Source organism: Ferrimonas aestuarii (assembly GCF_005116665.1).
In the GTDB taxonomy this organism is placed as follows: domain Bacteria; phylum Pseudomonadota; class Gammaproteobacteria; order Enterobacterales; family Shewanellaceae; genus Ferrimonas; species Ferrimonas aestuarii.
This window is the reverse complement of record NZ_SWCJ01000026.1, coordinates 25848-49802: the sequence shown is the minus strand read 5'-3', so window position 1 is coordinate 49802 and position 23955 is coordinate 25848. Positions and strand designations below refer to the sequence as shown.

23 protein-coding genes are annotated in these 23955 nt (G+C 50.6%); 17 read left to right on the top strand and 6 right to left on the bottom strand.

Going from position 1 to position 23955, the window contains the following annotated elements; all coding sequences use genetic code 11:
• Nucleotides 1-126 precede the first annotated feature (126 nt).
• A complete protein-coding gene (locus tag FCL42_RS20515) occupies nt 127-396 on the bottom strand; it encodes a hypothetical protein (protein ID WP_205729310.1) in 270 nt (89 codons plus the stop codon).
• A gap of 203 nt (nt 397-599) precedes the next feature.
• Between FCL42_RS20515 and FCL42_RS20510 the strand changes: the two genes are divergently transcribed.
• Complete coding sequence (locus FCL42_RS20510) at nt 600-2408, top strand: cytochrome c3 family protein (protein ID WP_136865301.1); 1809 nt, start codon at nt 600-602, stop codon at nt 2406-2408.
• Nucleotides 2409-2685: 277 nt separating this feature from the next.
• Complete coding sequence (locus FCL42_RS20505; RefSeq protein ID WP_136865300.1) at nt 2686-3480, top strand: helix-turn-helix domain-containing protein; 795 nt, start codon at nt 2686-2688, stop codon at nt 3478-3480.
• 89 nt (nt 3481-3569) lie between these two features.
• On the opposite strand, the gene FCL42_RS20500 is transcribed toward FCL42_RS20505, so the two are convergent.
• Nucleotides 3570-4268: an ArsR/SmtB family transcription factor gene (locus FCL42_RS20500; protein ID WP_136865299.1), complete on the bottom strand. Its 699-nt coding sequence runs from the start codon at nt 4266-4268 to the stop codon at nt 3570-3572.
• Between the two features lie 96 nt (nt 4269-4364).
• Entirely contained in the window at nt 4365-4667 is a 303-nt protein-coding gene (locus FCL42_RS20495) for an antibiotic biosynthesis monooxygenase family protein (RefSeq protein ID WP_136865298.1), read from the bottom strand.
• 191 nt (nt 4668-4858) lie between these two features.
• On the opposite strand from FCL42_RS20495, the gene FCL42_RS20490 reads away from it, so the two are divergent.
• The 5 genes from FCL42_RS20490 (at nt 4859) to luxS (ending at nt 9088) form a co-directional block, all read left to right on the top strand.
• A complete protein-coding gene (locus tag FCL42_RS20490; RefSeq protein ID WP_136865297.1) occupies nt 4859-5167 on the top strand; it encodes a BolA family protein in 309 nt (102 codons plus the stop codon).
• 327 nt (nt 5168-5494) lie between these two features.
• A complete protein-coding gene (locus tag FCL42_RS20485; RefSeq protein WP_229359922.1) occupies nt 5495-6013 on the top strand; it encodes a TRAP transporter small permease subunit in 519 nt (172 codons plus the stop codon).
• A complete protein-coding gene (locus tag FCL42_RS20480) occupies nt 6013-7374 on the top strand; it encodes a TRAP transporter large permease (RefSeq protein WP_136865296.1) in 1362 nt (453 codons plus the stop codon). Before FCL42_RS20485 ends, FCL42_RS20480 begins: the two co-directional genes overlap by 1 nt.
• A 35-nt stretch (nt 7375-7409) precedes the next feature.
• Nucleotides 7410-8504: a TRAP transporter substrate-binding protein gene (locus FCL42_RS20475; RefSeq protein WP_136865295.1), complete on the top strand. Its 1095-nt coding sequence runs from the start codon at nt 7410-7412 to the stop codon at nt 8502-8504.
• 74 nt (nt 8505-8578) lie between these two features.
• Nucleotides 8579-9088, top strand: coding sequence for an S-ribosylhomocysteine lyase (gene luxS, locus FCL42_RS20470; protein ID WP_136865294.1), 510 nt, complete (start codon nt 8579-8581; stop codon nt 9086-9088).
• Between the two features lie 119 nt (nt 9089-9207).
• On the opposite strand, the gene FCL42_RS20465 is transcribed toward luxS, so the two are convergent.
• A complete protein-coding gene (locus FCL42_RS20465; RefSeq protein WP_407644384.1) occupies nt 9208-10869 on the bottom strand; it encodes an alkaline phosphatase in 1662 nt (553 codons plus the stop codon).
• Nucleotides 10870-11151: 282 nt separating this feature from the next.
• Nucleotides 11152-12687, bottom strand: a complete 1536-nt coding sequence (locus tag FCL42_RS20460) for an MFS transporter (protein ID WP_229359921.1) — start codon at nt 12685-12687, stop codon at nt 11152-11154.
• Between the two features lie 453 nt (nt 12688-13140).
• Between FCL42_RS20460 and FCL42_RS20455 the strand changes: the two genes are divergently transcribed.
• From FCL42_RS20455 to FCL42_RS20415, 9 genes are all read left to right on the top strand, one after another.
• Nucleotides 13141-14481, top strand: coding sequence for a Na(+)-translocating NADH-quinone reductase subunit A (locus FCL42_RS20455; protein WP_136865292.1), 1341 nt, complete (start codon nt 13141-13143; stop codon nt 14479-14481).
• Nucleotides 14481-15707: an NADH:ubiquinone reductase (Na(+)-transporting) subunit B gene (locus tag FCL42_RS20450; RefSeq protein WP_136865291.1), complete on the top strand. Its 1227-nt coding sequence runs from the start codon at nt 14481-14483 to the stop codon at nt 15705-15707. Before FCL42_RS20455 ends, FCL42_RS20450 begins: the two co-directional genes overlap by 1 nt.
• Entirely contained in the window at nt 15700-16476 is a 777-nt protein-coding gene (locus FCL42_RS20445) for a Na(+)-translocating NADH-quinone reductase subunit C (protein WP_136865290.1), read from the top strand. Before FCL42_RS20450 ends, FCL42_RS20445 begins: the two co-directional genes overlap by 8 nt.
• Nucleotides 16476-17105, top strand: a complete 630-nt coding sequence (locus tag FCL42_RS20440) for an NADH:ubiquinone reductase (Na(+)-transporting) subunit D (RefSeq protein ID WP_136865289.1) — start codon at nt 16476-16478, stop codon at nt 17103-17105. Before FCL42_RS20445 ends, FCL42_RS20440 begins: the two co-directional genes overlap by 1 nt.
• A 9-nt stretch (nt 17106-17114) precedes the next feature.
• Nucleotides 17115-17723, top strand: a complete 609-nt coding sequence (gene nqrE / locus FCL42_RS20435) for an NADH:ubiquinone reductase (Na(+)-transporting) subunit E (RefSeq protein ID WP_136865288.1) — start codon at nt 17115-17117, stop codon at nt 17721-17723.
• Nucleotides 17724-17758: 35 nt separating this feature from the next.
• The gene (gene nqrF, locus FCL42_RS20430) at nt 17759-18982 is read left to right on the top strand and encodes an NADH:ubiquinone reductase (Na(+)-transporting) subunit F (RefSeq protein ID WP_136865287.1); all 1224 of its coding nucleotides are present in this window, start codon (nt 17759-17761) and stop codon (nt 18980-18982) included.
• A gap of 13 nt (nt 18983-18995) precedes the next feature.
• Complete coding sequence (locus tag FCL42_RS20425; protein WP_136865286.1) at nt 18996-20021, top strand: FAD:protein FMN transferase; 1026 nt, start codon at nt 18996-18998, stop codon at nt 20019-20021.
• 5 nt (nt 20022-20026) lie between these two features.
• On the top strand, nt 20027-20248 hold the full coding sequence (nqrM, locus tag FCL42_RS20420) for a (Na+)-NQR maturation NqrM (protein WP_136865285.1): 222 nt from the start codon (nt 20027-20029) through the stop codon (nt 20246-20248).
• Between the two features lie 352 nt (nt 20249-20600).
• Entirely contained in the window at nt 20601-22604 is a 2004-nt protein-coding gene (locus FCL42_RS20415) for a methyl-accepting chemotaxis protein (RefSeq protein WP_136865284.1), read from the top strand.
• Nucleotides 22605-22647: 43 nt separating this feature from the next.
• Here the strand turns inward: FCL42_RS20415 and soxR are convergent, their stop codons facing one another.
• Nucleotides 22648-23118, bottom strand: a complete 471-nt coding sequence (gene soxR / locus FCL42_RS20410; RefSeq protein ID WP_136865283.1) for a redox-sensitive transcriptional activator SoxR — start codon at nt 23116-23118, stop codon at nt 22648-22650.
• A gap of 117 nt (nt 23119-23235) precedes the next feature.
• On the opposite strand from soxR, the gene FCL42_RS20405 reads away from it, so the two are divergent.
• On the top strand, nt 23236-23829 hold the full coding sequence (locus FCL42_RS20405; protein ID WP_136865282.1) for an FMN-dependent NADH-azoreductase: 594 nt from the start codon (nt 23236-23238) through the stop codon (nt 23827-23829).
• Nucleotides 23830-23955 lie beyond the last annotated feature (126 nt).

Here is a 23955-nt window from a genome sequence, read left to right as displayed (position 1 = left end):
TCTACCTGTTCAACCACAGATAATTTAAAGGCCATTGGGTAATCACGCTGCGAGCGTCTGCGTCGCTTGGGCTCTACCTTTTCCATAATAGGTCTCCAATGTGTAAACCTATTTCAGGACGGGTCACTAAATAAGAAAATGCCGTTTGAGCTCAGCTTGGCCTTTGGGGGGTATTGTGACCTCTCGATAGCCAGCCACTCGCTCAATCCAGTTACGTTCCTCAAAAAAGATGAGCAATGCCGCCCCTAAATGGCCGCCAACATGGAATTTGCGCTCGCTCCAGTCTAGGCATGGGCAACACTTCTTGCGCTTGGTCTTAGGGTTAATTTGAATGCCCAGTTGCAGCAGCTTCTCTTTACCTTGAGCGGTAAGGTGTCGCCTTCTTAATTTAATCAATCATCAAAGGAGTTTTTGTTTTCATTATAACGGTGGATGTTTAGCGGTTTGTCCATGCTGTATTAGTCACACGAGGTCGTGATCATGATCACGACACAGAGCACTAATTATAATACTGCACATTTGCACACACAGATGGCTTCGAAGGGCTTGTAACCTTCTTATTGATCACGTACTAAACAAAACTATTATATGGAGTAATGATGAAGCCCTTACGATCAATACTAATTGTTGGGTTAGTGAGCCTTATTTCTGCCTGTGGTAGCGATGACAGTCAAACTGTAAGCCAACCTGAACCAGAACTTCCAAATAAAAATAATCCTTTTCCTAATGTGTTTGGTCCTCCGGTTCAACATACTATGTTAGGAAAGCAAGTTCATTTTTATTGGAATGCAAAAGAAGCCAATAATGGCGATATGCTACGGGTACCACCAAAATCTAAGCCTATCGTAGTAAGTGGAGATGAAGTAATAAGGTGGCTGGATGAGAACCATAATGGAGAATCATTACGGAATAGTTATGTAAAGACTTATAAGCCGGGAAATTTTTCTTCTTTTGATATTTTTGTTTATGTGGTAGAGAATCGTAAGGACGAAGTGTGTCAACGATGGGAGAAAGAGCCGAATTGTAAACTTGAAGTCAAGTATCAGTGGGATGAGGACCGACGAACCTTTGATTATAGTATCAATGGAGAAGATAATTGGCTCTTTGCTCAAGACTACTCTGCTGGTATTGAGCATGAAGAAGGGTTTTGGGGCCTAGAGATTACTGAACATCATCGACCCGATCAGGTATTGGCTAAAGATGAATTAAGTGTGGGTATTGCCAGTTATGATAAAACTAAGGTTGACTTCTACAAGCAATATCAACGCGATGAAGTTTCTCGTTTGAATGCTAATGATGGAAAGTTAATTCTTAATTATCTGCAGATTCTGGGTTTGGTTGAGAGAAAGGTTGACCCTGAAAAGCTTGGGATGGTTCAACAATATATTATTGGGTATGTTGATGATTATGGAAATCCGGGAACCATGCCTGGAAACCCAGGCTCAAAGGAATTGCATCCGTTATTTTCTGATGATGTGACACTGGCACAAATAGATGACAATGGTAAACCAAAAACTCATTGGGGATACTTGCAAGATTCAAAGTTCATACCTTGTGGTATAAGCGGGCAAGATTGTGTTTGGCCTCATATTGATCAAGAAATTATTAACTTGGAGGTCACTGCTCACAATATACGGCCTGATTATTTCTATGATGGAGTGATAACTTTTTCAGATATTGCTCTTTCTTTAGAAGATTATGTTGATGAAAATGGAAATAAACCGTATTCGGGAAGCCTAGTATATTGGCCGACATTAAATACCAAAGCTAAAGTTGAATCTTATGCTATCAACGCTATTAATGGCCTTGGTAGTAGTGGGTTTTATGGTTGGAATTTTGGTTGGAATTACCTTGTCGGGCAGCAGCGACCAGATATGAATATTGGTGGGGGCCAAGCAACACACATTATGCCCGATATGGCTCAACTTACCAGCCCATACGATGCCTACTTTGCGTATACAAGTATGTACGATAAATACTATGCAATACAGAAGAATATTGCTGGAGATGATGCTGACCCATATCGGTTAACCAGACAGCATGTATTGAAACCAAAGTATCCTTTACCTGAGACTCATTTTGGTCGAGGTGTTGCGGATTGTGGCATGTGCCATAATGAAACGGATATGAACTTTGATTCAGAAACCTCAGCTCATATTGGTGAGGTTAAACCAGCAGAGTGTGCAGAATGTCATGGAAACAATGGTGCCAAAAAAGGACATAATCAGGTAGCCGGATGCTATCGATGTCATCAGGATATGACTGGTCATGCCGATGCGAACACCGCCAACAAAACGACTCACCCATTTGAGAAAACAGGAAGCGGATTGAGTAAAGTTATGCCGGATCCTTATGCCTGTGTCAGCTGTCATTATAATGACAACCCAGAGAAGGTTGGTGGTCTATAGCTTATATTTAGGCCTTAATTAAGCTTTAATAATAACAAGCCGCATTGATGGCTTGTTATTATTTTTATGTGATTATTTATTAATATGTTCGACTCGCCTTTAAAATTTACTTCTAAAGGCAGGGATTTAGCATTGGGTTTTATTTCTTGTATGATAATCACATTTTTAGGCATATGTCTCTCATGCGATCGTCGCTTTGGTAGTGGTGTTTCAAGTATTGGTGGATTATACTCGTAACTAATTGTTGGTCGAAAATCTTGACCCATGTTGGAGTTGAATGATTGTGGATTACATTGAAGACTATAAAAAACTCAGACTGCCTCTTGTGGAATCCGAAGAGTTACAAGGTTTATTGTCTGAATTTGGAATAACACATTTTATTTACACTGTTCACTTTCTTGAGAAGAGGCTTGTTTCTGGAGCATCACGTAAGCAGTCAAAAAGTTTCAGCTACTTTGATACTACATCAAATCAAGCATTGAAGATGTATTACATTTCTTCAGGTAATGAGGTGTTTACATCATTAATAGCGGATATTATTCGTAACTGCTTTTCCAAAAATCCTGAGTTTTTGTGCTCTGCTCTGGGGGACTTGTATTTTCCTATAGAAAAGGATAAGCCTGCTAGATTTGTTAAAGCTGTTCAAAGGTTCAAGGATAGAGATATAAATTCAGCTGTTTATTATCAGTTTCCTGATCCAGATAATCACTGCATGGGTGTTTTTGTTTTATATTCTGATAGTAGTTCAAGTGGGTTGTATGAGCAGCTAGCATCTCAGAAAGAAAAACTAATATTATTATTGAATAAATATCATAGTCTTTTCTATTCTGCTTACTCACTCAAGCTAAATCCTTGGCGTAATTTAAATGTGATATCTCCAGTCTGTTGTAAAGTACTACAATTATTGTCTGAAGGTTTAACAACAGCCCAAGTTGCTGAGCGATTATTTTTAAGCAGACGTGGTGTTGATTATCATTTGGATAATGCTAAGGTTTTGCTTAATGCCTCAAATCGAAGTCATTTAATCGCGAAAGCTGTTGCGTATGGAATTGTAGATAGAAGTAAGTTGTAGAAGTTTCATTTAACATATTTTATCAATTTTCTTTTATTTATAAGGTTTTGTCTTAAATAAGTGTCGGAAGTGCTCTGATTGACTTAACTCTAAATAAGAAAATGCCGCTTGAGCTCAGCTTGGCCTTTGGGGGTTATTGTGACCTCTCGATAGCCAATCACTCGCTCAACCCAGTTACGTTCCTCAAAGAAGATGAGCAACGCCGCTCCTAAATGGCCGCCAACATGGAATTTGCGCTCGCTCCAGTCCAAGCATGGGCAACACTTCTTGCGCTTGGTCTTAGGGTTAATTTGAATGCCCAGTTGCAGCAGCTTCTCTTTACCTTGAGCAGTAAGGTCGCTGCCATCCTGTTTCAGCCAGTCATGAATGACTAATGAGTCATACAGCTTTACGGCAACTTCTCCCGCCAGGTGGTCGTAACAGGTTCTTGCATTTAATAGGTCCGTTGGCACCCTTGAGCGAGATGGGTTGCTGGCCTGAAATGTCACGCCCATCAAGGTTTCAAGCAGCCCTGCAATGTGGCTGTTATGCAGCTTGAAATATCGATGTCGGCCCTGTGATAAGCAGGTCACCAGCTTGGCCTTTACTAGCCGAGACAGGTGAGCACTGGTGGTTGATGGGGCAATCTCGGCCACCGCACTGAGTTCGGTGGCCGTCCAAGCTCGTCCATCCATTAGGGCGCAGAGAATCTTCATTCGAGAGGCATCTGACATGGCCGCAGCCAATGCCGCCATCTCGGTCTCTTGATTGTAATCGCCAGGCTCTGTGGAGGTGTTGTGCTTGCTCAAATCTGAATCGCTTAGTTGATGGTGACAATAGCGGCCAATGTATAGTGAACCCGTTGGAGGTTCAATTGGCCTTAGGCATTGTTATCGGCTCTGAAGTTACTGAGAGCGATACTCTCGGCTTGAGGTGAGAACGTTGATCTTATATCTGGAAAAGATAGCGGATTTGCCCTCTTCTTGAGCCAGCTTATGATGAACATTTTGCTTCCACTGTTTGATGGCCGTTTCATGCTGCCACCACGACAGTGAGATGAACTTGTTGGGATTGGTGGTGCTTCGAAAACGCTCAATGGAGATAAAACCATCGATGTCACTAAGCAGGGGCTTTAGCTGCTCGGCTAGCTGGAAGTAACGGTCTTGCTTACCTTCAACCGCGGATGCTTCAAATAGTACGGCGATCATTTTTTCCTCTATCAAGATTGTTCGGGTGTGGCGGCTACTATAGTCCTTGGAAAACTCAATACTTCGCTGTCGGGCGAAATGTGGCTGCTGCGTTTCCAGTAATGCTAGCAATCGGTTTACTCGGTTTGAGCTTAAGGCGGGCTTTAGGGTATAACCCCCACATGCTAGAGGAGTGAACAAGGAGAGCTTCCATGTCCGTACAGAATCAGATCCAAACCCTCGTCACCGAGGCCCTATCGCCAACCCATCTTGAGGTGATCAACGAAAGTCACATGCATCGCACCCCAAAGGATGCAGAGACTCACTTTAAGGTGATCGTGGTGTCTGATGAATTTGAAGGCAAACGCCTACTGGCACGCCACCGCATCATTAACGGTCTGCTGCAAAGCCAGTTTGATGCCGGCCTGCACGCTCTGGCACTGCACACCTATACCGAAGCGGAGTGGAGCGAACAGCAAGCCGCACCGAAAACCCCAGGCTGTACTGGTTCACTGTCCTAAGGGTGCTGACTCCGCGCAGTAACCGCCGCTATCTTAAGCCGCTCCATAGTGAGCGGCTTTTTGTTGCCTCAAATAGATACCAATTCAACTAAAGATCTAGTCATTATTACTTGTTTAAATTGCCTCACTCTTCGTTGCTCAATTTGTTGTTAGAGCCACTAGCAACGGCATTGAGCGTCTAGATTGAGACAATTTACTCGGCGCACTAAGTTGAACAGCTCCTTAATTGCATTGGTATGGCTCACAAAACCAATGGCTTGCACCTTTTGTTAGCAAAAGGTTAATTTGGTCATTAAAGCAACATGGACGAAGTGAAGAGGACGCGGCGTGCAAAAATGGATGGAGTGGGGCGACGCCTTTTCTGAACGTTTGGGACAGCTATGTGGGGTGCTAACCCTACTGATGATGATACTGGCTGTGGTGGTGGTAGGGCTACGCTACGGTTTTGGCATTGGGTCCATTGCCCTGCAGGAGACGGTGCTCTACCTGCATGGTGCGGCAGTTACCTTAGGTGCCGCTTATACCCTAAAGCAGCAAGGCCATGTTCGGGTAGACATCTTCTACCGCCGCTTTAGCAAGCGGCGAAAGGCTTGGGTGGATCTGGTTGGCCTATTGGGATTTGTGCTGCCGTCGGTGGTGGTGATCGTCACTCTAAGCTGGAACTACGTGCTGAACTCCTGGAGCCGCTGGGAAGGCTCGGCGGAGGCGGGCGGTTTGCCGCTGGTGTACCTACACAAAACGCTGTTATTGGCGTTGGCGCTTACCCTTGGATTGCAGGCGCTGGTTGAGCTGGGCAGAAACTGGCGCACTATTCGAACCAACAAAGTACCAGAAGGAGCTCAATAATGGCGCTGCTTCTGTTTTTGGTGGTTTGCTTGGTGCTGATGACCGGCATTCCGGTGGCCTTTGCGTTGGCAGGTACGGCACTGTGGTTTGCCCTAATCGGCAGCTTATTTGGGGTATTTGATTGGGCCTTTGTGACCGCGCTGCCCAATCGGCTCTATGGCATTGTTAGCAACCAAACCTTAATGGCGGTGCCACTGTTTGTGTTGATGGGGGTGATTCTAGAGCGCTCCAAGCTAGCGGAAGAGCTGCTTGGTGCCATGGCGCAGCTTTTTGGTCGAGTGCGAGCGGGCATGGCCATCTCGGTGATGTTAGTGGGAGCGCTGCTGGCGGCCAGTACCGGCATTGTTGGGGCTACGGTGGTGACCATGGGCTTGATGTCGCTGCCGGTGATGCTGCGCCGAGGTTATGATCCCAGCTTCAGTGCCGGAGCCATCTGCGCCACAGGCACTTTGGGGCAGATTATTCCACCCTCCATCGCCCTTGTATTGCTGGGCGACGTGCTGTCATCGGCGTTTCAGCAGGCGCAGTTAAAGTCTGGCATTTTCAGCCCAGAAACCGTGTCTGTTGGCGATCTATTTGCCGGAGCCATTGTACCCGGCCTGATGTTGGTGGGCGCTTACATCCTCTACACCCTTTGGCTTTCCTGGCGTAAGCCCGATTCTTTTGCCCCTCTTACCGACCAGCCTTGGCAGGCTTCTTTACTGCCGAAGTTGTTGATGGCGCTGCTGCCACCATTGCTGTTGATTGCCTTGGTGCTGGGTTCCATTTTGTTTGGGGTCGCCACGCCGACGGAAGCCGCCGCCGTAGGCGCCTTTGGTGCACTGATGTTGGCACTAGGTAAAAGCCGCCTAAATCGAGCCGAGCTTTCCGGTGCCCTTAAAGAGACGGTTCGAATCACCGCCATGGTATTCATGATCCTAATTGGTGCGTCACTGTTTTCACTGGTGTTTCGGGGCTTGGGGGGCGAAACCCTGATTCATGAGTTGTTAAGTGGCCTGCCCGGCGGGGTCATTGGTGCCACTTTAGCGGTGATGTTGTTGGTGTTTCTACTGGGCTTCATTCTGGATTTTATCGAGATCACCTTCGTGGTGGTGCCTATTGTTGCCCCCAGTTTGCTAATGATGGGGCTAGACCCCGTTTGGCTTGGGGTGATGCTGGCGCTGAACCTACAAACTTCATTTTTGACGCCACCGTTTGGTTTTGCCTTGTTCTATCTGCGGGGCGTGGCGCCTAAGGGGCTAACCAGCGGTGCACTCTACAAAGGGGTGGTGCCTTTCATCGTCATCCAACTTTTGATGATGTTGGCACTGGCATTTTGGCCAGAGCTTGCCACCTGGCTACCCAATAAGATCTATGGTTAATCAAGGCAATCATTGCCGAATTAGGGAGAACGACAATGAGAGTATGGATTTGGCTGTCGCTGCTGCTGTTAGCGGGTTGCGGCGCAGAGCAAGCACAAAGCGGTGGCGCGGAGGCGCAACCTGCCCAGCGTTATCAATGGAAGTTAGTCACCTCGTGGCCTAAAAATTTCCCCGGCCTTGGTATGGCGCCGGAGCGCTTTGCCGAGCGGGTCAACCAGATGTCCAATGGTCGCCTGACGGTTACGGTGTATGGCGCTGGCGATCTGGTGCCCGCCTTTGAGGTGTTCGATGCGGTAAGCCAAGGCACCGCCGAAATGGGGCACAGCGCAGCCTACTATTGGAAAGGCAAAACCCCAGCAGCGCAATTTTTTACCTCCATCCCCTTTGGTATGAATGCTCAGGAGATGAATGGCTGGCTGCGTTATGGCGGCGGAATGGCGCTGTGGCATGAGGTGTATGCACCCTTTGGGATAAAGCCTTTGGCTGGGGGCAACACCGGAGTGCAGATGGGCGGTTGGTTCAATAAAGAGATCAACTCGGTTGAGGACTTTAAAGGGTTGAAGATGCGCCTGCCCGGATTAGGTGGCGAAGTATTAGCTCGCCTTGGGGGCGCACCGGTGACGCTTCCGGGGCGGGAGCTGTTTACGGCGCTGCAAACGGGAGCCATCGATGCCACCGAGTGGGTAGGGCCCTATAACGATCTGGCGTTTGGGCTACATAAGGCGGCACAGTACTACTACTATCCAGGCTGGCATGAGCCGGGCTCGTCGATGGAGTTTCTGGTGAACCAGCAAGCTTTCGATGCCCTGCCAAAGGATCTGCAAGCCATTGTGGTGAGTGCGTCTCAGGTGGTCAATCAAGACATGCTCGATGAATACACCATGCGTAATATCGAAGCGCTGCGGGCCTTAGAGGAGGAGCATGGGGTTAAGCTGCGCCGTTTCCCTCAGGATCTGCTGGTGGAACTTAAGCGGGTATCCGAGCAGTTAATCGCCGAGCAATCTGCCAAAGATCCCATGATGCAGAAGGTGTACGACAGCTACACCGAGTTCGCCAAAGGGGTTGAGCGTTACCATAAAATCAGCGAAGAGGCTTACCTCGAAGCACGGCGTCCACAGGGTAATGATTGACCTTAGGGCAACATCACCGTATGGTTTAGCCGTATAGATGTTTAGCTGTAAAGACGTTTAAAAGGAACTGAGTTATGCCACTACTGGACAGTTTTACCGTTGACCACACCCGCATGCAGGCTCCTGCGGTGCGGGTGGCGAAAACCATGGCGACCCCAAAAGGCGACACCATCACCGTGTTTGACCTGCGTTTCTGCCTGCCGAACGCCGAGATTCTGTCTGAGCGTGGCATCCATACTTTAGAGCATCTGTTTGCAGGCTTTATGCGAGACCATCTCAATAGCGGCGAGCAGGAGATCATCGACATCTCGCCCATGGGCTGTCGCACCGGCTTCTACATGAGCCTGATTGGCACCCCCTCCGAGCAGCAGGTGGCAGATGCCTGGCTGGCCAGCATGAACGACGTGTTGGCGGTAGAAACTCAGGAGCAAATTCCTGAGCTAAATGAGTACCAGTGCGGCACCTACGAGATGCATTCGCTGGATCAAGCGAAGTCGATCGCCAGTGACATTATTAAGCGCGGCGTTGGCGTTAACAAAAACAGCGACATCACCTTGAGTGATGAGCAGCTCTCTAAGCTGTAACAGCAAGCTTGATAGAAAAAGGCACCTTAGGGTGCCTTTTTTGATTTCAGCCAGTTGAGTGCGTATTTGCTCTGTGTGGCTGCAGTAATGACCTGTTGGTTGTTGCGAGAGCCGCCGCGTTACTCAGGCAGCAGCGCCGCCATCATCTTCTGACCCAGATCCACGTGGTGCTGCATCTGAGAGAAGCCACTGGTGACACCTTTGGGACCAAAGGCATAAACCGGTACTGGTGCGGCGGTGTGGGTGCCGGTTCCCCATACGACGTTCTGGTACTTGGCTAGCGCGCGGCCGATAAGGTCACTGTGGATCTCATCCCCATACACGTAGAACTCTTTGAAGTCGTTGATCTTCGGGAATTCGGTGGCTGACAGATAGCTGTGGCCTTCAACGTAGTAGTCGTTGATTTCACGCTCGGCGATGCTGGCGGCTTCGTTTTCGTTTAGCTTAAAGTCGCTGTACTTGTTCACTGCTTCGGCCCACTCGGCGCCGGTGGCATTCTCGTAACCGCTACCGGCTTCAATCTCAGCGCGCATGTCTGGGAAGGTGCCGGTTTGAGCGTAGAGGCGATCCAGAATCGTCAGGGCGCCGAAGTTGAAGTTAGGCTTGTAATCACGGCCTTGCATGCCGTCGCCGGAAAGCTGCTGCGCCTCTGGCAGGTCATTACGGGAATAACTGAAGCCAAAGCTGCCGGTTTCGTGGTCGGCAGTGACAACCACTAGGGTGTCGTCACGCTCTTTCACCCACTCATAGACGGCGGCCACCGCTTCATCGAACTTCAGCAGTTCATGGAGCATCCAACCGGCGTCGTTGTCGTGCCCAGCCCAGTCAATTTGACCGCCTTCAATCATCAGGAAGAAACCATCAGGATCGGCTGAGAGGATGTCCAATGCCTTTTGGGTCATCTCGGCCAGTGATGGTTGAGTGCAGCTGTCGTCGGCTTTACATGCGCTGTAGGCGATGCCGTCGTCCATGCCTGAGTTAGCAAACAGTCCCAGCACCTTGTCAGATTCCAGCTTATCCAACTGCTCGCCATCGAATGCTAGGCTGTAGCCGTGGTCGTCACGGGCTTCGATAAACAGGTTGCGTTCGTCTTTACGCTTGGATTTTTTGTAAACGGAACTCGGTGCACCCAGCTCAGCCATCAAGGCTTGTTGGGCGGCGTTGTCTTTAATGTCGCTAGGCAAGAAAACCCGAGCACCACCTGAGAGCATTACGTCCACATTACCGGAGCTGATTAGCTCAGCGGCAATCTCGGCTTCCAAAGAGCGGTGAGGCTGGTGGGACGCAAACGCCGCTGGTGTGGCGTGGGTAATGCGAGTGTCTGATACCAGACCGGTCGCTTTACCTGCGGCTTTGGCTTTCTCCAAAATGGTGGCAACGATGTTGCCCTGGTCGTCTAGGCCAATCATCTCTGAGCCAGCGGCCATGCCAGTTGCCAGCTGAGTCGCCGAGCAAGCGGAGTCAACCACTAGGCTGCCATTGGCGCCTGCTGGTGCATTCAATGACAGACCCAGATCGCCTGCCATGCCCAATTTGGTTAGAGCAGTGGTGTTGCCCTGTTCGTTATAGATGGAGTTGGGCGCACGGCGAGCATACTCTTCAAGCAGACCTACCTGCTGGGCACCCATGCCGTCACCGATCATCAGAATGACGTTCTTTACAGAGGTAACAGGAGTGGGCTCCACGATCACCTCAACGGTTTCAATTACGGTGTTGGTGTCGTCGTTACACCCAGCAAGCAGAGTGACACCAATGGCAGCAGCAACAATATTTAACTTCATCATATCCATAGCTTTTATTAGAGCGAACGTGGGTCCATCCCCCGTTCGCGTGTAGGAGAAGGGCACACGGTAGATGGCTTAGATGACAATTAAATGATGATTTTGTGTCACAAGTGAGTTCTTTTCTCATTTAGTGGTAGGCAGCGGGCGATGACTAAAGTCGATACCAGACAATGAGTTATGTTCATTGGTGCGATTGTGCTGCGAACGAGAGCTGAGTATTGAGTGAGTAAGAACAAAAACAGGGAGCCGCAGCTCCCTGTTGATACTTAGCGGGGCGTATTAGTTGGCCGCTTTTTGAATGCGGAACACCATCTTGGCGTAGATGTAGATACCTACAGCGGAGATGGCACCGACGGTGGCGATGATGTACCAGGCCATGCCGATGTTGTTAGCATTGTAGAGGGTCTGGGTTAGCGCGCTGGCGCTATCACCGGTAAAGGCCATCAAGCGGTCGAAGGCTTCCCCTTGAGGAATGGCGGCAACGGCGTCACCATCCATACCCAGTTGCGACAGGTATTCGCGAGAGAAGCGATCTTTGGAGGCGAACATATCGTATAGCCACGGAGCGATGAAGCCTTCCAGTGTCCAGCCGATGCCTTGAGGTAACATGACAAAGCCAAGATACATGGCTTTTTTGTCACTTGGGGCGATGTTACCCATGAACTCGCCCTTTTTCGGGCTTAGGAGCATCTCACCTAAGCTGAACACCACGATGGCGACGATCATAAACCAAGCACCAGGGGTGAAGCCCACCAATAGCATGGCTGCGGTACAGAAGATGGCTCCAGCCAGCATTGAGCTCATGATGCGATATTTGGCGGTGGCGGCAGCCACCAGGAAACAGCAGGTGGCGATCATCACTGAGTTGATGCTCATCATGAAGTCCGGCATCACCCGGGTGCCCTCGTGATTCAGCCCCATCAGGCCAATCAAAAATGGGTTTTGGGTGCCGCCGGGGCCGAAGATGTCGGTAACGATGATGCTGGTGTCGACCCACTCTTTGATGTGCACTGGCAGTACGTCAAACATGGCATTGAACATGAACCAGAAGCCAGAGAAGGCAAACATGTAGCCCAATACCAGCGGTTTTTTGATTTCACGAATGGACTCGCGCCACAGCGCTTGTTGTTCAATTTTTCCCTCTTTGACCGCTTGCTTGCGGGCAAGACGCTCCTCTTTATCTGGCTCGGTGTACATCAGCAGGAACAGGAAGTTCAACGAGATGATGGCCGCGCAGGCAAAGAATAGGTGATCCCAAGACAGCTGGCGTAACTGTACCGCGACCAGAGGCCCCAAGAAGCCACCGATGTTAACTAGCTGATAGAAGATGCCCCATGCCATGGTGCTGGACTCTCGTGGCACCGCTTTCACCATGGTGCCTTGAATACCCGGTTTGAAGATACCGGTACCGAAGGCCAGCGTCATGGCGCCAAGGGTAAAGCCTAAGAAGGTGGGGAAGAACGCCATAATCAGATAGGCGGCGATCTTAATCACGGTAGAGAGAGCAATGGTCTCTTTATAACCCAATCGATCCGACAGGCCACCGGTAACGATGGGCACTGTGGTTTGGGTCAGGGCGAAGATGAACATGATGATACCGTAATCGGTCATGCTGATCCCCAGGCCCCCTTTGGACACCGGGTCGCTGGCGTAGATGCCCGCGGTGGCTTTAACGCCGTAGTAGGCCAAACGTTCGACGATCTCCATGCCGCCGACTAGCCAGAAAATGTATCCCAGTCCTGCAATTGAGGCCCATAACCCCAGCTGCTTGACCTCCCTTAGATCGTTATCTTTGTAATTATCTTGGCTGTGCACCTTTTTTGTCCCTATTGCTTGTATATTTTATGTTCCAAGGCTGATTGCCGACTGTACTGGAAACTGGGTATCAAACCAAGTTCGTGCAAGGCGAACCGATCAAAAAACACCCATAAGTCATTGAAATAAGCGGTGACTTCAATAGTTTAGTGAAGATTACTCGAAGCCTATTTCACTGACTTTTCACATATTTATGTTGTTTTTTTAAGAAAAATAGTCGGCACCATAGCACTGAATCCATTATTGATGGATTTTCGTAGCAGTTGAAGTGTGATTGAGGTATCATTCGCCACGAGTCAACGTGACATGGATCTCACTACAAGTCATTTATATGCGGCGGTTCATGTCTAGTTGGTTAATTGCGAACGACGTCAACAAGAACTCCTACTCTTTCGTCTGAATCTTAGTGGTTTGACGGAGAGAACGTAGTCCCCAGACAGTAGTGCAAAGAGTATGATTACAATAAAGAAAGGATTGGACCTTCCCATTGAGGGCAGGCCGGAGCAGAAAATTCACGAGGGACCAAAGGTTTCCCGTGTCGCGCTCCTAGGAGAAGAGTACGTTGGTATGCGTCCTACCATGCATATCAAAGAAGGCGAGACGGTAAAACGTGGCCAGCTCTTATTTGAAGATAAGAAGAACCCTGGTGTGAAGTTTACCGCTCCCGTGAGTGGTACTGTTTCCGCCGTGAATCGTGGTGCTAAACGTGTTCTGCAATCCGTCGTTATCGACGTGCAGGGCGATGACAGCATCCAGTTCCCCCACTATTCCAGTGATGAGCTAAAAAACCTTGGCCGAGATCAGGTTGTCAGCAACTTGGTTGATTCCGGCTTATGGACTGCTTTGCGCACGCGTCCATTTAGCAAGAGCCCTGCAATTGATGCGGCTCCTGCGGGGATCTTCGTTACGGCTATCGACACCAATCCGCTGGCGGCGGATCCTATGGTGGTGATTGAAGCCGATTTCGAAGCGTTCAATCACGGCTTGTTGGTATTGAGTAAGCTGACCGAAGGGAAGGTTTACCTCAATACTGCGGACGTGAACTTGGACGTAAGCGGCATCGAAAATCTGCAGCACACCAAGTTTAATGGTCCGCACCCAGCGGGTCTGCCTGGTACTCACATTCATCACCTGTTGCCAGCCAGCGCATCTCGCTCGGTATGGCACATCAACTACCAGGACGTCATTGCCATGGGTAAGTTGTTTACTACAGGTGAGTTGAACAGCCAGCGAGTTATCGCTCTGGCGGGTCCTCAGGTTGATAAGCCTCGCTTGGTCACCACCTTGGTGGGTGCTGATGTAGCCCAGCTAACTGCGGGTGAGCTAAAAGGTTCCCATAACCGAGTCATCTCCGGTTCGGTACTCAAGGGTCACAACGCAACGGGTGTTCACGGTTTCTTGGGTCGTTTCCACAACCAAGTGGTTGCTCTGGAAGAGGGTGATGAGAAAGAGTTGTTCGGTTGGGTTCTACCTGGCGGTAACAAGTTCTCCTCTACCCGTGCTTTCCTGGCGCATTTCAGCCCAAGCAAGCTGTTCAACATGACTACCTCCACCGGCGGCTCTAAGCGTGCCATGGTGCCAATCGGCACCTATGAGCGTGTTATGCCACTGGATATCTTGCCAACCATCCTACTGCGAGACCTGATCTCCAATGACACCGACAACGCGCAAGCGTTGGGTTGTTTGGAGCTGGATGAGGAAGATTTGGCGTTGTGCACCTTCGTGTGTCCAGGCAAGTACGACTACGGGGTCGAACTGCGTCGTTGTCTTGAGATCATCGAGAGGGAAGGCTGATGGGGCTTAAGAACTTTATCGAGAAAATCGAGCCGCACTTCGAGCAAGGCGGTAAATACGAGAAGTGGTATGCCCTGTATGAAGCGGCGGCGACCATCTTCTATACGCCAGGTCACACCAACAAAGGTGGCACTCACGTACGTGACAACATCGACCTGAAGCGCATCATGATCACCGTGTGGCTGTGTACGTTCCCAGCCATGTTCTTCGGTATGTACAACGTCGGCCTGCAAGCTCAGGACGCCATGGCAGCAGGTTTTGGCCTGCCAGATATGTGGCAGGTTAGCCTCTATCAAGCCTTAGGCGGTGAACTTAATGCCAGTACTGGTATTGCCGGACTGATGGTGTACGGCGCCTGTTTCTTCCTACCTATCTACCTGACTACTTTCGTGGTTGGTGGCTTCTGGGAAGTGCTGTTTGCCAGCATTCGTAAGCACGAGATTAATGAAGGCTTCTTCGTTACCTCCATTCTGTTTGCGTTGATTCTGCCTGCAACCATTCCACTATGGCAGGTTGCTTTGGGTATCACCTTCGGTGTGGTTGTGGCCAAAGAGCTGTTTGGCGGCACCGGTCGCAACTTTATCAACCCAGCCCTGGCAGGACGGGCCTTCCTGTTCTTTGCCTACCCGCTGAACATGTCCGGCGATTCCATCTGGCGTGCGGTTGATGGGTACACCGGTGCCACTTACCTAAGTCAAGCGGCTTCCGGCGACCTGAGCTTTGCCAACTACAGCTGGTTCGACGCCTTTGGCGACCAAGCTTGGTGGGACAGCTTCTACGGCTTCATCGGCGGCAGTGTGGGTGAAACTTCCACTCTGGCTCTGGCCATTGGTGGTCTGGTGATCATCTACGCTCGTATCGCCTCTTGGCGCATCGTGCTGGGCACCATGGTGGGCATGATTGCCATGAGCAGCCTGTTCAACCTGATTGGCTCTGACACCAACCCAATTATGAATATGCCTTGGACCTGGCACTTGGTTCTGGGTGGCTTCGCCTTCGGTATGTTCTTTATGGCAACCGACCCGGTTTCCGCCTCCTTTACCGACAAAGGTAAATGGGCTTACGGCATGCTAATCGGGGTGATGGTGGTGTTAATTCGCGTGGTGAACCCGGCCTTCCCTGAGGGCATGATGCTGGCAATTCTGTTTGCCAACTTGTGGGCACCTCTGTTCGACCACTTTGTGGTTCAATCCAACATCAAGCGGAGACTGGCACGTAATGGCTAATAATAACGACAGTTTTGGCAAGACCCTTGGTGTGGTAGTAGGCCTGTGTCTGGTTTGCTCCCTAGTGGTCTCCAGTGCGGCGGTAGCGTTAAAGCCGCTGCAGGAAAAGAACAAAGCTCAAGATACGCAGAAATACGTATTGGAAGCGGCGGGTTTGACCGACAAGATCAATGGTGACGTAGCTGCGGTGTACAACCAGTACATTGAAGCCAAAGCCTTGGATCTGGACAGCGGTAAGTTCGATGACAGCATCGATGTAACCAGCTACGACCCGCGTAAAGCGGCTCGTGACGCTGCGACCAGCATCGTACCTGCGGATGACATCGCCTCCATTAAACGTCGCGCGAACCAAGTGCTGGTGTACCTAGTGAAAGATGAGTCTGGCCAGATTGACCGTATCATTCTTCCAGTACACGGTTATGGCCTGTGGTCGACCATGTACGCCTTCCTTGCGCTGGACACCGACCTGAACACCGTGAAATCCATGGTGTACTACGACTTCAGTGACCAAGGGGAAACCCCGGGGCTGGGTGGTGAAGTGCAAAACCCTAAATGGAAAGCACTGTGGCCGGGTAAGAAGCTGTTTGACGATCAGGGTAACCTGAAGCTTCGCGTTACCAAGATGGCGACTAACCCAGACTACGACATCGATGCCCTCTCTGGTGCAACCTTGACCAGTAACGGTGTGCAGAACACCCTAGCTTACTGGTTGGGCAGCGAAGGCTATGGTCCATTCCTTGAGAATGCACGCAAAGGAGGCGTCCTATAATGGCTGAGACCTCAAACAAGGACATTGTCCTCTCACCCATCGTCGCCAACAACCCGATTGCGTTAAACGTACTGGGTATCTGTTCGGCGCTGGCGATTACCGCCAAGATGGAAACCGCGTTGGTGATGTCCATCGCACTGACTATGGTGTGTGCGTTCTCCAACTTGTTTATCTCGCTACTGCGTAACCACATTCCAAACAGCGTACGTATCATCGTACAGATGACCGTTATCGCATCCTTGGTAATCGTGGTGGACCAGGTGCTGAAAGCCTACGCCTACGACGTGGCTAAGCAGCTGACGGTATTCGTTGGTCTGATTATTACCAACTGTATCGTAATGGGCCGCGCGGAAGCATTCGCCATGAAGAGTCCACCAGTACCAAGCTTCCTAGATGGTATTGGTAACGGTTTGGGTTACTCCGCCATCCTGCTGTCCATCGGCTTCGTTCGAGAGTTGTTTGGTAGCGGCAGCCTGTTTGGCGTTGAGATCCTGACCAAAGTAACCGACGGCGGTTGGTATGTGCCTAATGGCCTGTTGCTGTTGCCACCAAGCGCATTCTTCCTGATTGGATTCATCATCTGGGGTATCCGTACTGCACGCCCAGATCAGGTTGAGCCGAAGGACTAAGGACGAGATATGGAACATTACATCAGCCTGTTTGTTCGGGCGATCTTCATCGAGAACATGGCGCTGTCCTTCTTCCTGGGGATGTGTACTTTCTTGGCGGTGTCCAAGAAAGTAAAAACCTCCATGGGCTTGGGTGTTGCCGTAATTGTGGTACTGACCCTAGCGGTTCCAGTAAACCAATTGATTTTCCAATATGTACTTAAGCCTGGTGCCCTGTCTTGGGCTGGCCTAGGCGAGTCGGATTTGAGCTTTTTGAGCTTCATTACCTTCATCGGTGTGATTGCGGCTCTGGTACAGATTCTGGAGATGATTCTGGATAAGTTTTTCCCACCGCTGTACAACGCGTTGGGCATCTTCCTGCCATTGATTACCGTAAACTGTGCCATCTTCGGTGCGGTTTCCTTCATGGCAAACAAAGAGTACGGCCACCTAGAGTCGGTTGTCTTTGGTCTGGGCGCCGGTATCGGCTGGGCCATGGCGATTGTGCTGCTGGCGGGTATTCGTGAGAAGATGAAGTATTCAGACGTGCCAGACGGCCTTCGTGGACTGGGCATCACCTTCGTGACTGCCGGTCTGATGGCGCTGGGCTTTATGTCATTCTCTGGTGTGTCGCTGTAAGCGGCGTTAGGAATAAGAAGTAAAAGGACTAGTCGATGGAAATTGTACTCGGCGTAGGCATGTTTACCGTGATTGTAACGCTGCTGGTTTTGGTGATTTTGTTCGCCAAATCCAAGTTGGTTGCCAGCGGTAACATCAGCATCAAGATTAACGACGACAGCGACAAAACCATCAGCACGGGTGCGGGTGACAAGTTGCTGGGCGCTCTGGCCGGAAATGGCATCTTCGTATCTTCTGCCTGTGGTGGCGGTGGCTCTTGTGGTCAGTGTCGCGTAAAGGTTCATGAGGGGGGCGGTGAGATTCTGCCAACCGAACTGGACCACATCTCCAAGCGTGAAGCCCGCGAAGGCTGTCGTTTGGCGTGTCAGGTAGCGGTTAAGAACGACATGGACATCGAACTGCCTGAAGAGGTGTTCGGTATCAAGAAGTGGGAGTGCGAGGTTGTCTCTAACGATAACAAAGCCACTTTCATTAAAGAACTTAAGCTTAAGATCCCCAATGGCGAGTCGGTACCGTTTCGTGCCGGTGGTTACATTCAGATCGAAGCGCCTGCTCACCATGTGAAGTACAAAGACTTTGATATTCCAGAAGAGTATCGTGCAGATTGGGAGCGTTTTGGCTTCTTCGATCTGGAGTCTAAGGTGGAAGAAGAAACCATCCGTGCGTACTCCATGGCCAACTACCCTGAGGAAGAAGGCATCATCATGTTGAACGTGCGGATCGCAACGCCGCCGCCAAACAACCTGAGCCTGCCTTGCGGTAAGATGTCCTCCTTCATCTGGAGCCTGAAGGCCGGTGATAAGGTGACCATCTCTGGTCCATTTGGTGAGTTCTTCGCCAAAGAGACTAAAAACGAAATGGTGTTTATTGGTGGTGGTGCAGGTATGGCGCCGATGCGTTCCCACATCTTCGACCAATTGAAGCGTTTAGGCAGCGACCGCAAGATCAGTTTCTGGTATGGTGCGCGCTCCAAGCGTGAAATGTTCTACACCGAAGACTTCGATGGTTTGGCCGCTGAGAATGAAAACTTTGACTGGCACGTGGCCCTGTCCGATCCTCAACCAGAGGACAACTGGGATGGCTACACCGGCTTCATTCACAACGTGCTGTACGAGAACTATCTGAAAAATCATGAAGCGCCTGAAGATTGTGAGTTCTACATGTGTGGTCCACCGGTAATGAATGCCGCGGTGATCAACATGCTGAAAGATCTCGGCGTGGAAGATGAAAACATCCTGTTGGATGATTTCGGTGGCTAGTTAGAGAGGCTAAATGCAGTTTCAAGCCCGTACTACTTTATGGCTGGCCCTTGTCGGGCTGGCCATGTTGCTTTCTGGATGCGGTGAACCCCAGAAGATTCAGTCGGTGGAAGGCCATACCATGGGCACCACCTACCACGTCAGCTGGGTGGATACCGACACCCCACTCGATCCCCTCCTTGTTCAAGGAGAGATAGACCTGCGTTTAGGCCAGGTAAATCGCTCCATGTCGACCTGGAAACGTAGTTCAGAGATCAGCATCTTCAATCGCCTCCATACGACGGAGCCCTATGAGATCAGTTCTGAGTTTGCTACCGTGGTTCAAGAAGCTAAGCGGCTGTCTTTGATGACCGATGGCGCACTGGACGTGACGGTGGGGCCGTTGGTGAATCTGTGGGGCTTTGGTAAAGATGGTCAAATCGATACCGCACCAGACGACGCCATTGTGCAGAAAATTCTGCAGGTAGTTGGTGATGAAAAGTTGACCCTGCAAGGTCAGTGGTTGTCCAAGACCGTTCCTGAGCTTCAGATTGGCTTGGGTGCCATTGCCAAAGGCTATGGTGTCGACGTTGTGGCCACGGTACTGGAGTCCAAAGGCATTCACGATTACATCGTGGAAGTGGGCGGCGAACTGCGAGTAAAAGGCCAAAAGCCTGAAGGTAAACCGTGGCGCATCGCCATAGAGCGTCCGGATCCATCTGGACGGGATATCTTCAGTGTGATCGAGCCCGGTGAAAATGCGGTGGCCACCTCCGGCGACTATCGCAATTTCTTCGAGAGAGACGGTAAGCACTTTTCTCACCTGATCGATCCGAAAACCGGTTATCCTGTTACCCACCATCTGGTGTCGACTACGGTGATCACCAGCAGCTGCATGACCGCCGATGGTCTGGCAACGGCGATGATGGTAATGGGGGTTGAGAAATCTCTGGAGTTGGCAGATCGTCAGAAATTGGCGGTGATGCTGATTGAACGCGTCGACGGCGAGTTTAAGGTTCACTACAGTGACGCTTTCCGCCGTTATCTGGATAAGGAGTGATCCCGATGCAAACCTTTATTGCGACTTTTGCCATGATGCTGTTGTTGGTTGCGATGATGGCGGTTGGTTTCATCATTAAGCGCAAGACCATCAGTGGTTCTTGCGGTGGCCTAGGCAGTGTCGGTGTGGATAAAGCCTGCGATTGTCCTGAACCCTGTGATAAACGCAAAGCTAAGATGGCGGAACAGGAGCGTCAGCAAAAGCTGACCGAGAACCGCATTATTTAATCGTTTCTGCATACAGATTCTACGGGGCGTCTTTTCAAAGGCGCCCCGTTTTTGTTGGTGCCTTTTCGAATCAAATTGTCACTTTGTGAAATAAAGCCGAGGCAATCGCTGCGCGCCTCCCAATTAATGTCTGGCTAAACCCCAGATGTTTCGCCGATCTGTAGGAGTATTGCTTGTCACTCAGTGGGCTATGGTTGGCTTGGCTGCATCACTCCAAAGAAAATCCTCTTTTGTTACAACAACCTAAATCGAGTTGGCGGTTGGGGTATGATGAGGTTTGCTTAGAATAAAGTAAAAGCTGCGCTTAACGCAGCCGATAATAAAAACAGGACAGTGACAAAAGGGATTTGGGATGGAGTGGATTAGAGCTTCAATTACCCGCCAATTGGTGGCGTATATTGGCGGAGCCTTGTGCGTATTGATGGTGCTGGTGACCGGATATCAGGTCAGTAATGCTCGGGTGGAAACTCAGCAGGAGATCGATCACGAGGTACGCCAGATGGTGGCCAAGCAGGCCGCGGGCATCGCGGCCTTTTTCGAGGCCAAAGGTCAGGTGATCCACTCGGTATTCGCCTCACCGCAGGTTCAGCAATTTTTCCAAGAATACGATAATCGTGGCGGCCGCATCGGCGATGCGCAGGCTTACGCTGATGTAATTGACTTTTTTAAGTTTTTCTCCGATAACGACGAAGCCATTAAAAGTGTGTTTTTTGGCTCGGAAAACACCTTTGAGTACTTTGATCTTAATGGGCGTTACGAAGATGACCCCAATTATTACACCAATCGCCGCCCATGGTGGGGTGAAGCCATCAGCCAAAACCGGCTTTATGTGACTGACCCTGCGGTGGATGCCAATGATGGCTCCATCTCCGCTACGGTTAAGCAAACCGTGTATGACACCGATGGCCGCTTCCTCGGTATTGGGGGGATGGACATCTTGATTTCAACCATCGGCGAGTCACTGCTGTCACAGATTAAGTACCAGCAGCAGGGACAGGCGTTTCTGGTCACCGAAAAGGGCAAATTGGTGTTCTTCCCCGGCTTTAGCGACGCCTTTCCTCCAGGAAGCTTGCTGGAAACCGTAGACAGCCAGTTTAGCGAAGCGTCCGGTTTTGCTCAGTTGGCCTCAGAGCTAAATAGCCAGCCGGAAGGAGTAACCCAAGTCGAGTGGCAAGGACAGGCTCAATGGGTGCAGTGGCAGCCTGTAAGCAGCGATTATCCTCACGTACGCTGGAAGCTTGGCTTTATGCTACCTAAGCAGGTGGTGGACGCCCAAGTGGCTTCTGAAGCCTGGTCGACCGCACTGGCTTTGGCACTGCTGATTGGCGTTATCAGCTTGGTGGTGTGGATGATGTCACTGCCACTGAAAGCTCATCTTCGCCACCTGGTCGAAGCCATGGAGGAGATTGCCCAAGGCGATGGCGATCTGACCCGACGTATTGAGGTGAAGCGCCAAGATGAACTGGGCCAGCTCAGTGAGGCTTTTAACCAGTTTGCACAGCGGGTGCATCAACTGGTGACCCAAAGCAAAACCTTGACCAACACCGTTTCCCACGGCAGCAGCACAGCAACCCAGACTTGGGCACAAACTCTGCAGTCGATGGCGTCGCAAAAAGGGGAAGTTGAACAGGCTTCTGCCGCCACCACTGAGATGGCGGAAACCAGCGGCGAGATGGCTCGCAGTGCCGATGAGATGTTTACGAATGCCACGCGAGTCCATCAGCGCATGACCGAAGCTGGCAGTACGGTGGAGCAAGGCAAATTGGCGCTGGGCGAGCTGTCTCAACAGATGGGCGATGCCACCGACGTGGTGTCACAGTTAAGGCAAAACGCCGAGCAGATTGGCGAAGTGCTGGACGTGATTCGCACCATCGCTGAACAGACCAATTTGCTGGCGCTCAATGCCGCCATTGAGGCCGCTCGTGCTGGCGAACAAGGCCGTGGCTTTGCGGTGGTTGCCGATGAGGTTAGAAACCTCGCTTCTAAGACCCAGGATTCCACAGCCAATATTCAGTCGATCATCGAAACCCTGCAGCAATCTAGCATCGCCGCCGAGAAGGCGATGTCCATCAGTTGTCAGCAGGTGGAGCAGAGCCAGATCCGCAACCAAGAGATTGTCGATTCTCTGGGGCAGGCCAGTGACGATGTGCGCTTGATTCAGTCTCAGGTTGAGCAGATGAACCATGCCATCAGCCAGCAGGCTCAGGTTGCCGATGAGATCGCCAAAACCGTGTCTAAGGTGCATGAGCTGTCTGATGAAGCGGTGGCTCAAGGGGATCACCTTGAGCGCAGCTTGGAAGAGCTGGATGAGGGAGGCCGTCAGTTGGCCAATACCCTAGGCGGCTATCGGGTGTAGTCGCATTGTTGATTTCAAAGAGCAGGCCTTTGCCTGCTCTTTTTTATTGTTCAGTTCCACTCTCGGCCTCAGGATCGATCAGGAACCGAGGGCCGGCGCCGCGCTGACTCAATTCATCATCAGGGTTAAACAGTTGGCAGTTTTGCATCGAGAGGCAACCACAGCCAATGCAACCATCAAGCCTATCTCGAAGTAAGGTGAGATCTTGGATGCGCTGATCTAAGGTGATTCGCCATTGGCTGGACAGGCGTTCCCAATCTTTTACCGTTGGGGGGCGATTGCCCGGCAGTGTGGAAAGAGCCTCTCCGATCTCATCCAGCGTCAGGCCTAATTTTTGTGCCGCTTGAATGACCGAGATGGTTCTGAGCATCGCAGGGTGATAGCGCCGCTGATTGCCAGCGGTACGCAGAGAGCGAATCAGCCCCTTGGTTTCATAGAATCGTAATGCGGAAGCGGCAACGCCGGTACGTTTGGCCACCTGACTAACGGTCAGCTCCTGAGTTTGGCGTTTCATATCCCTGTGGTTCCTTGGCGAAACAATAACGCCAAATCATACCTTGACTTAAAGTTAACTTGAAGTTTTAGACTCGCCATCACTTACTTGGAATTAGTCGATTGATAAGGGAAAACGATGAAGCGAGTATTGATGGTTCATGCCAGTGTGCGTACCGAGCGTTCCAGCAGTCGCCAACTGGGGTATGAGTTAGTAGCCAATTGGCATCAACAGTTTGCCGATCTGTTGGTGACTCAGCGCGATTTGAACCTATCGCCCCTGCCACATTTTTCCGATGCTACCTACGCTGCCTTTAGCGGCGAGTTGGAGTCGGCTGCTAGCCAGCAGGCTCTGGCGCTGTCTGAATCTTTGATTCATGAATTTGAACAGGCGGATGCGGTGGTCTTTACCGTGCCGGTATACAACTGGAGCATCCCTTCCACGTTAAAAGCCTACATTGATCATCTCGCCCGCTCTGGCCGCAGCTTCCACTATGTGGATGGAGAGTGTGTTGGCCTGCTTGCAGACAAGCCGGTGTATCTGGTGATTGCCAGTGGCGGCGCGGAGATAGGCAGCACTGAAAAGCAACTTATTGAGCCTTTGGCAATGATGGGGGTTACCGATGTGACCACCCTGCACGCCAGTCACTTAGACACTCAGCAGCGAGCACAAAAATTGGCAGAGATTGAAAATCGGGTGTCGAATCTGGTGGACTCCGCAGCGGCGGCATGAATCTCAGAGAGGAATTGGGGTAAGCCAGTCACCGCCATCCTGACGATGACTGGCTTAGGAATAACTGATTGCACTCTAGTTGTTCCCGGGACCCCAAAAAAGTTAACAGGCCTAGCTTATGGATTT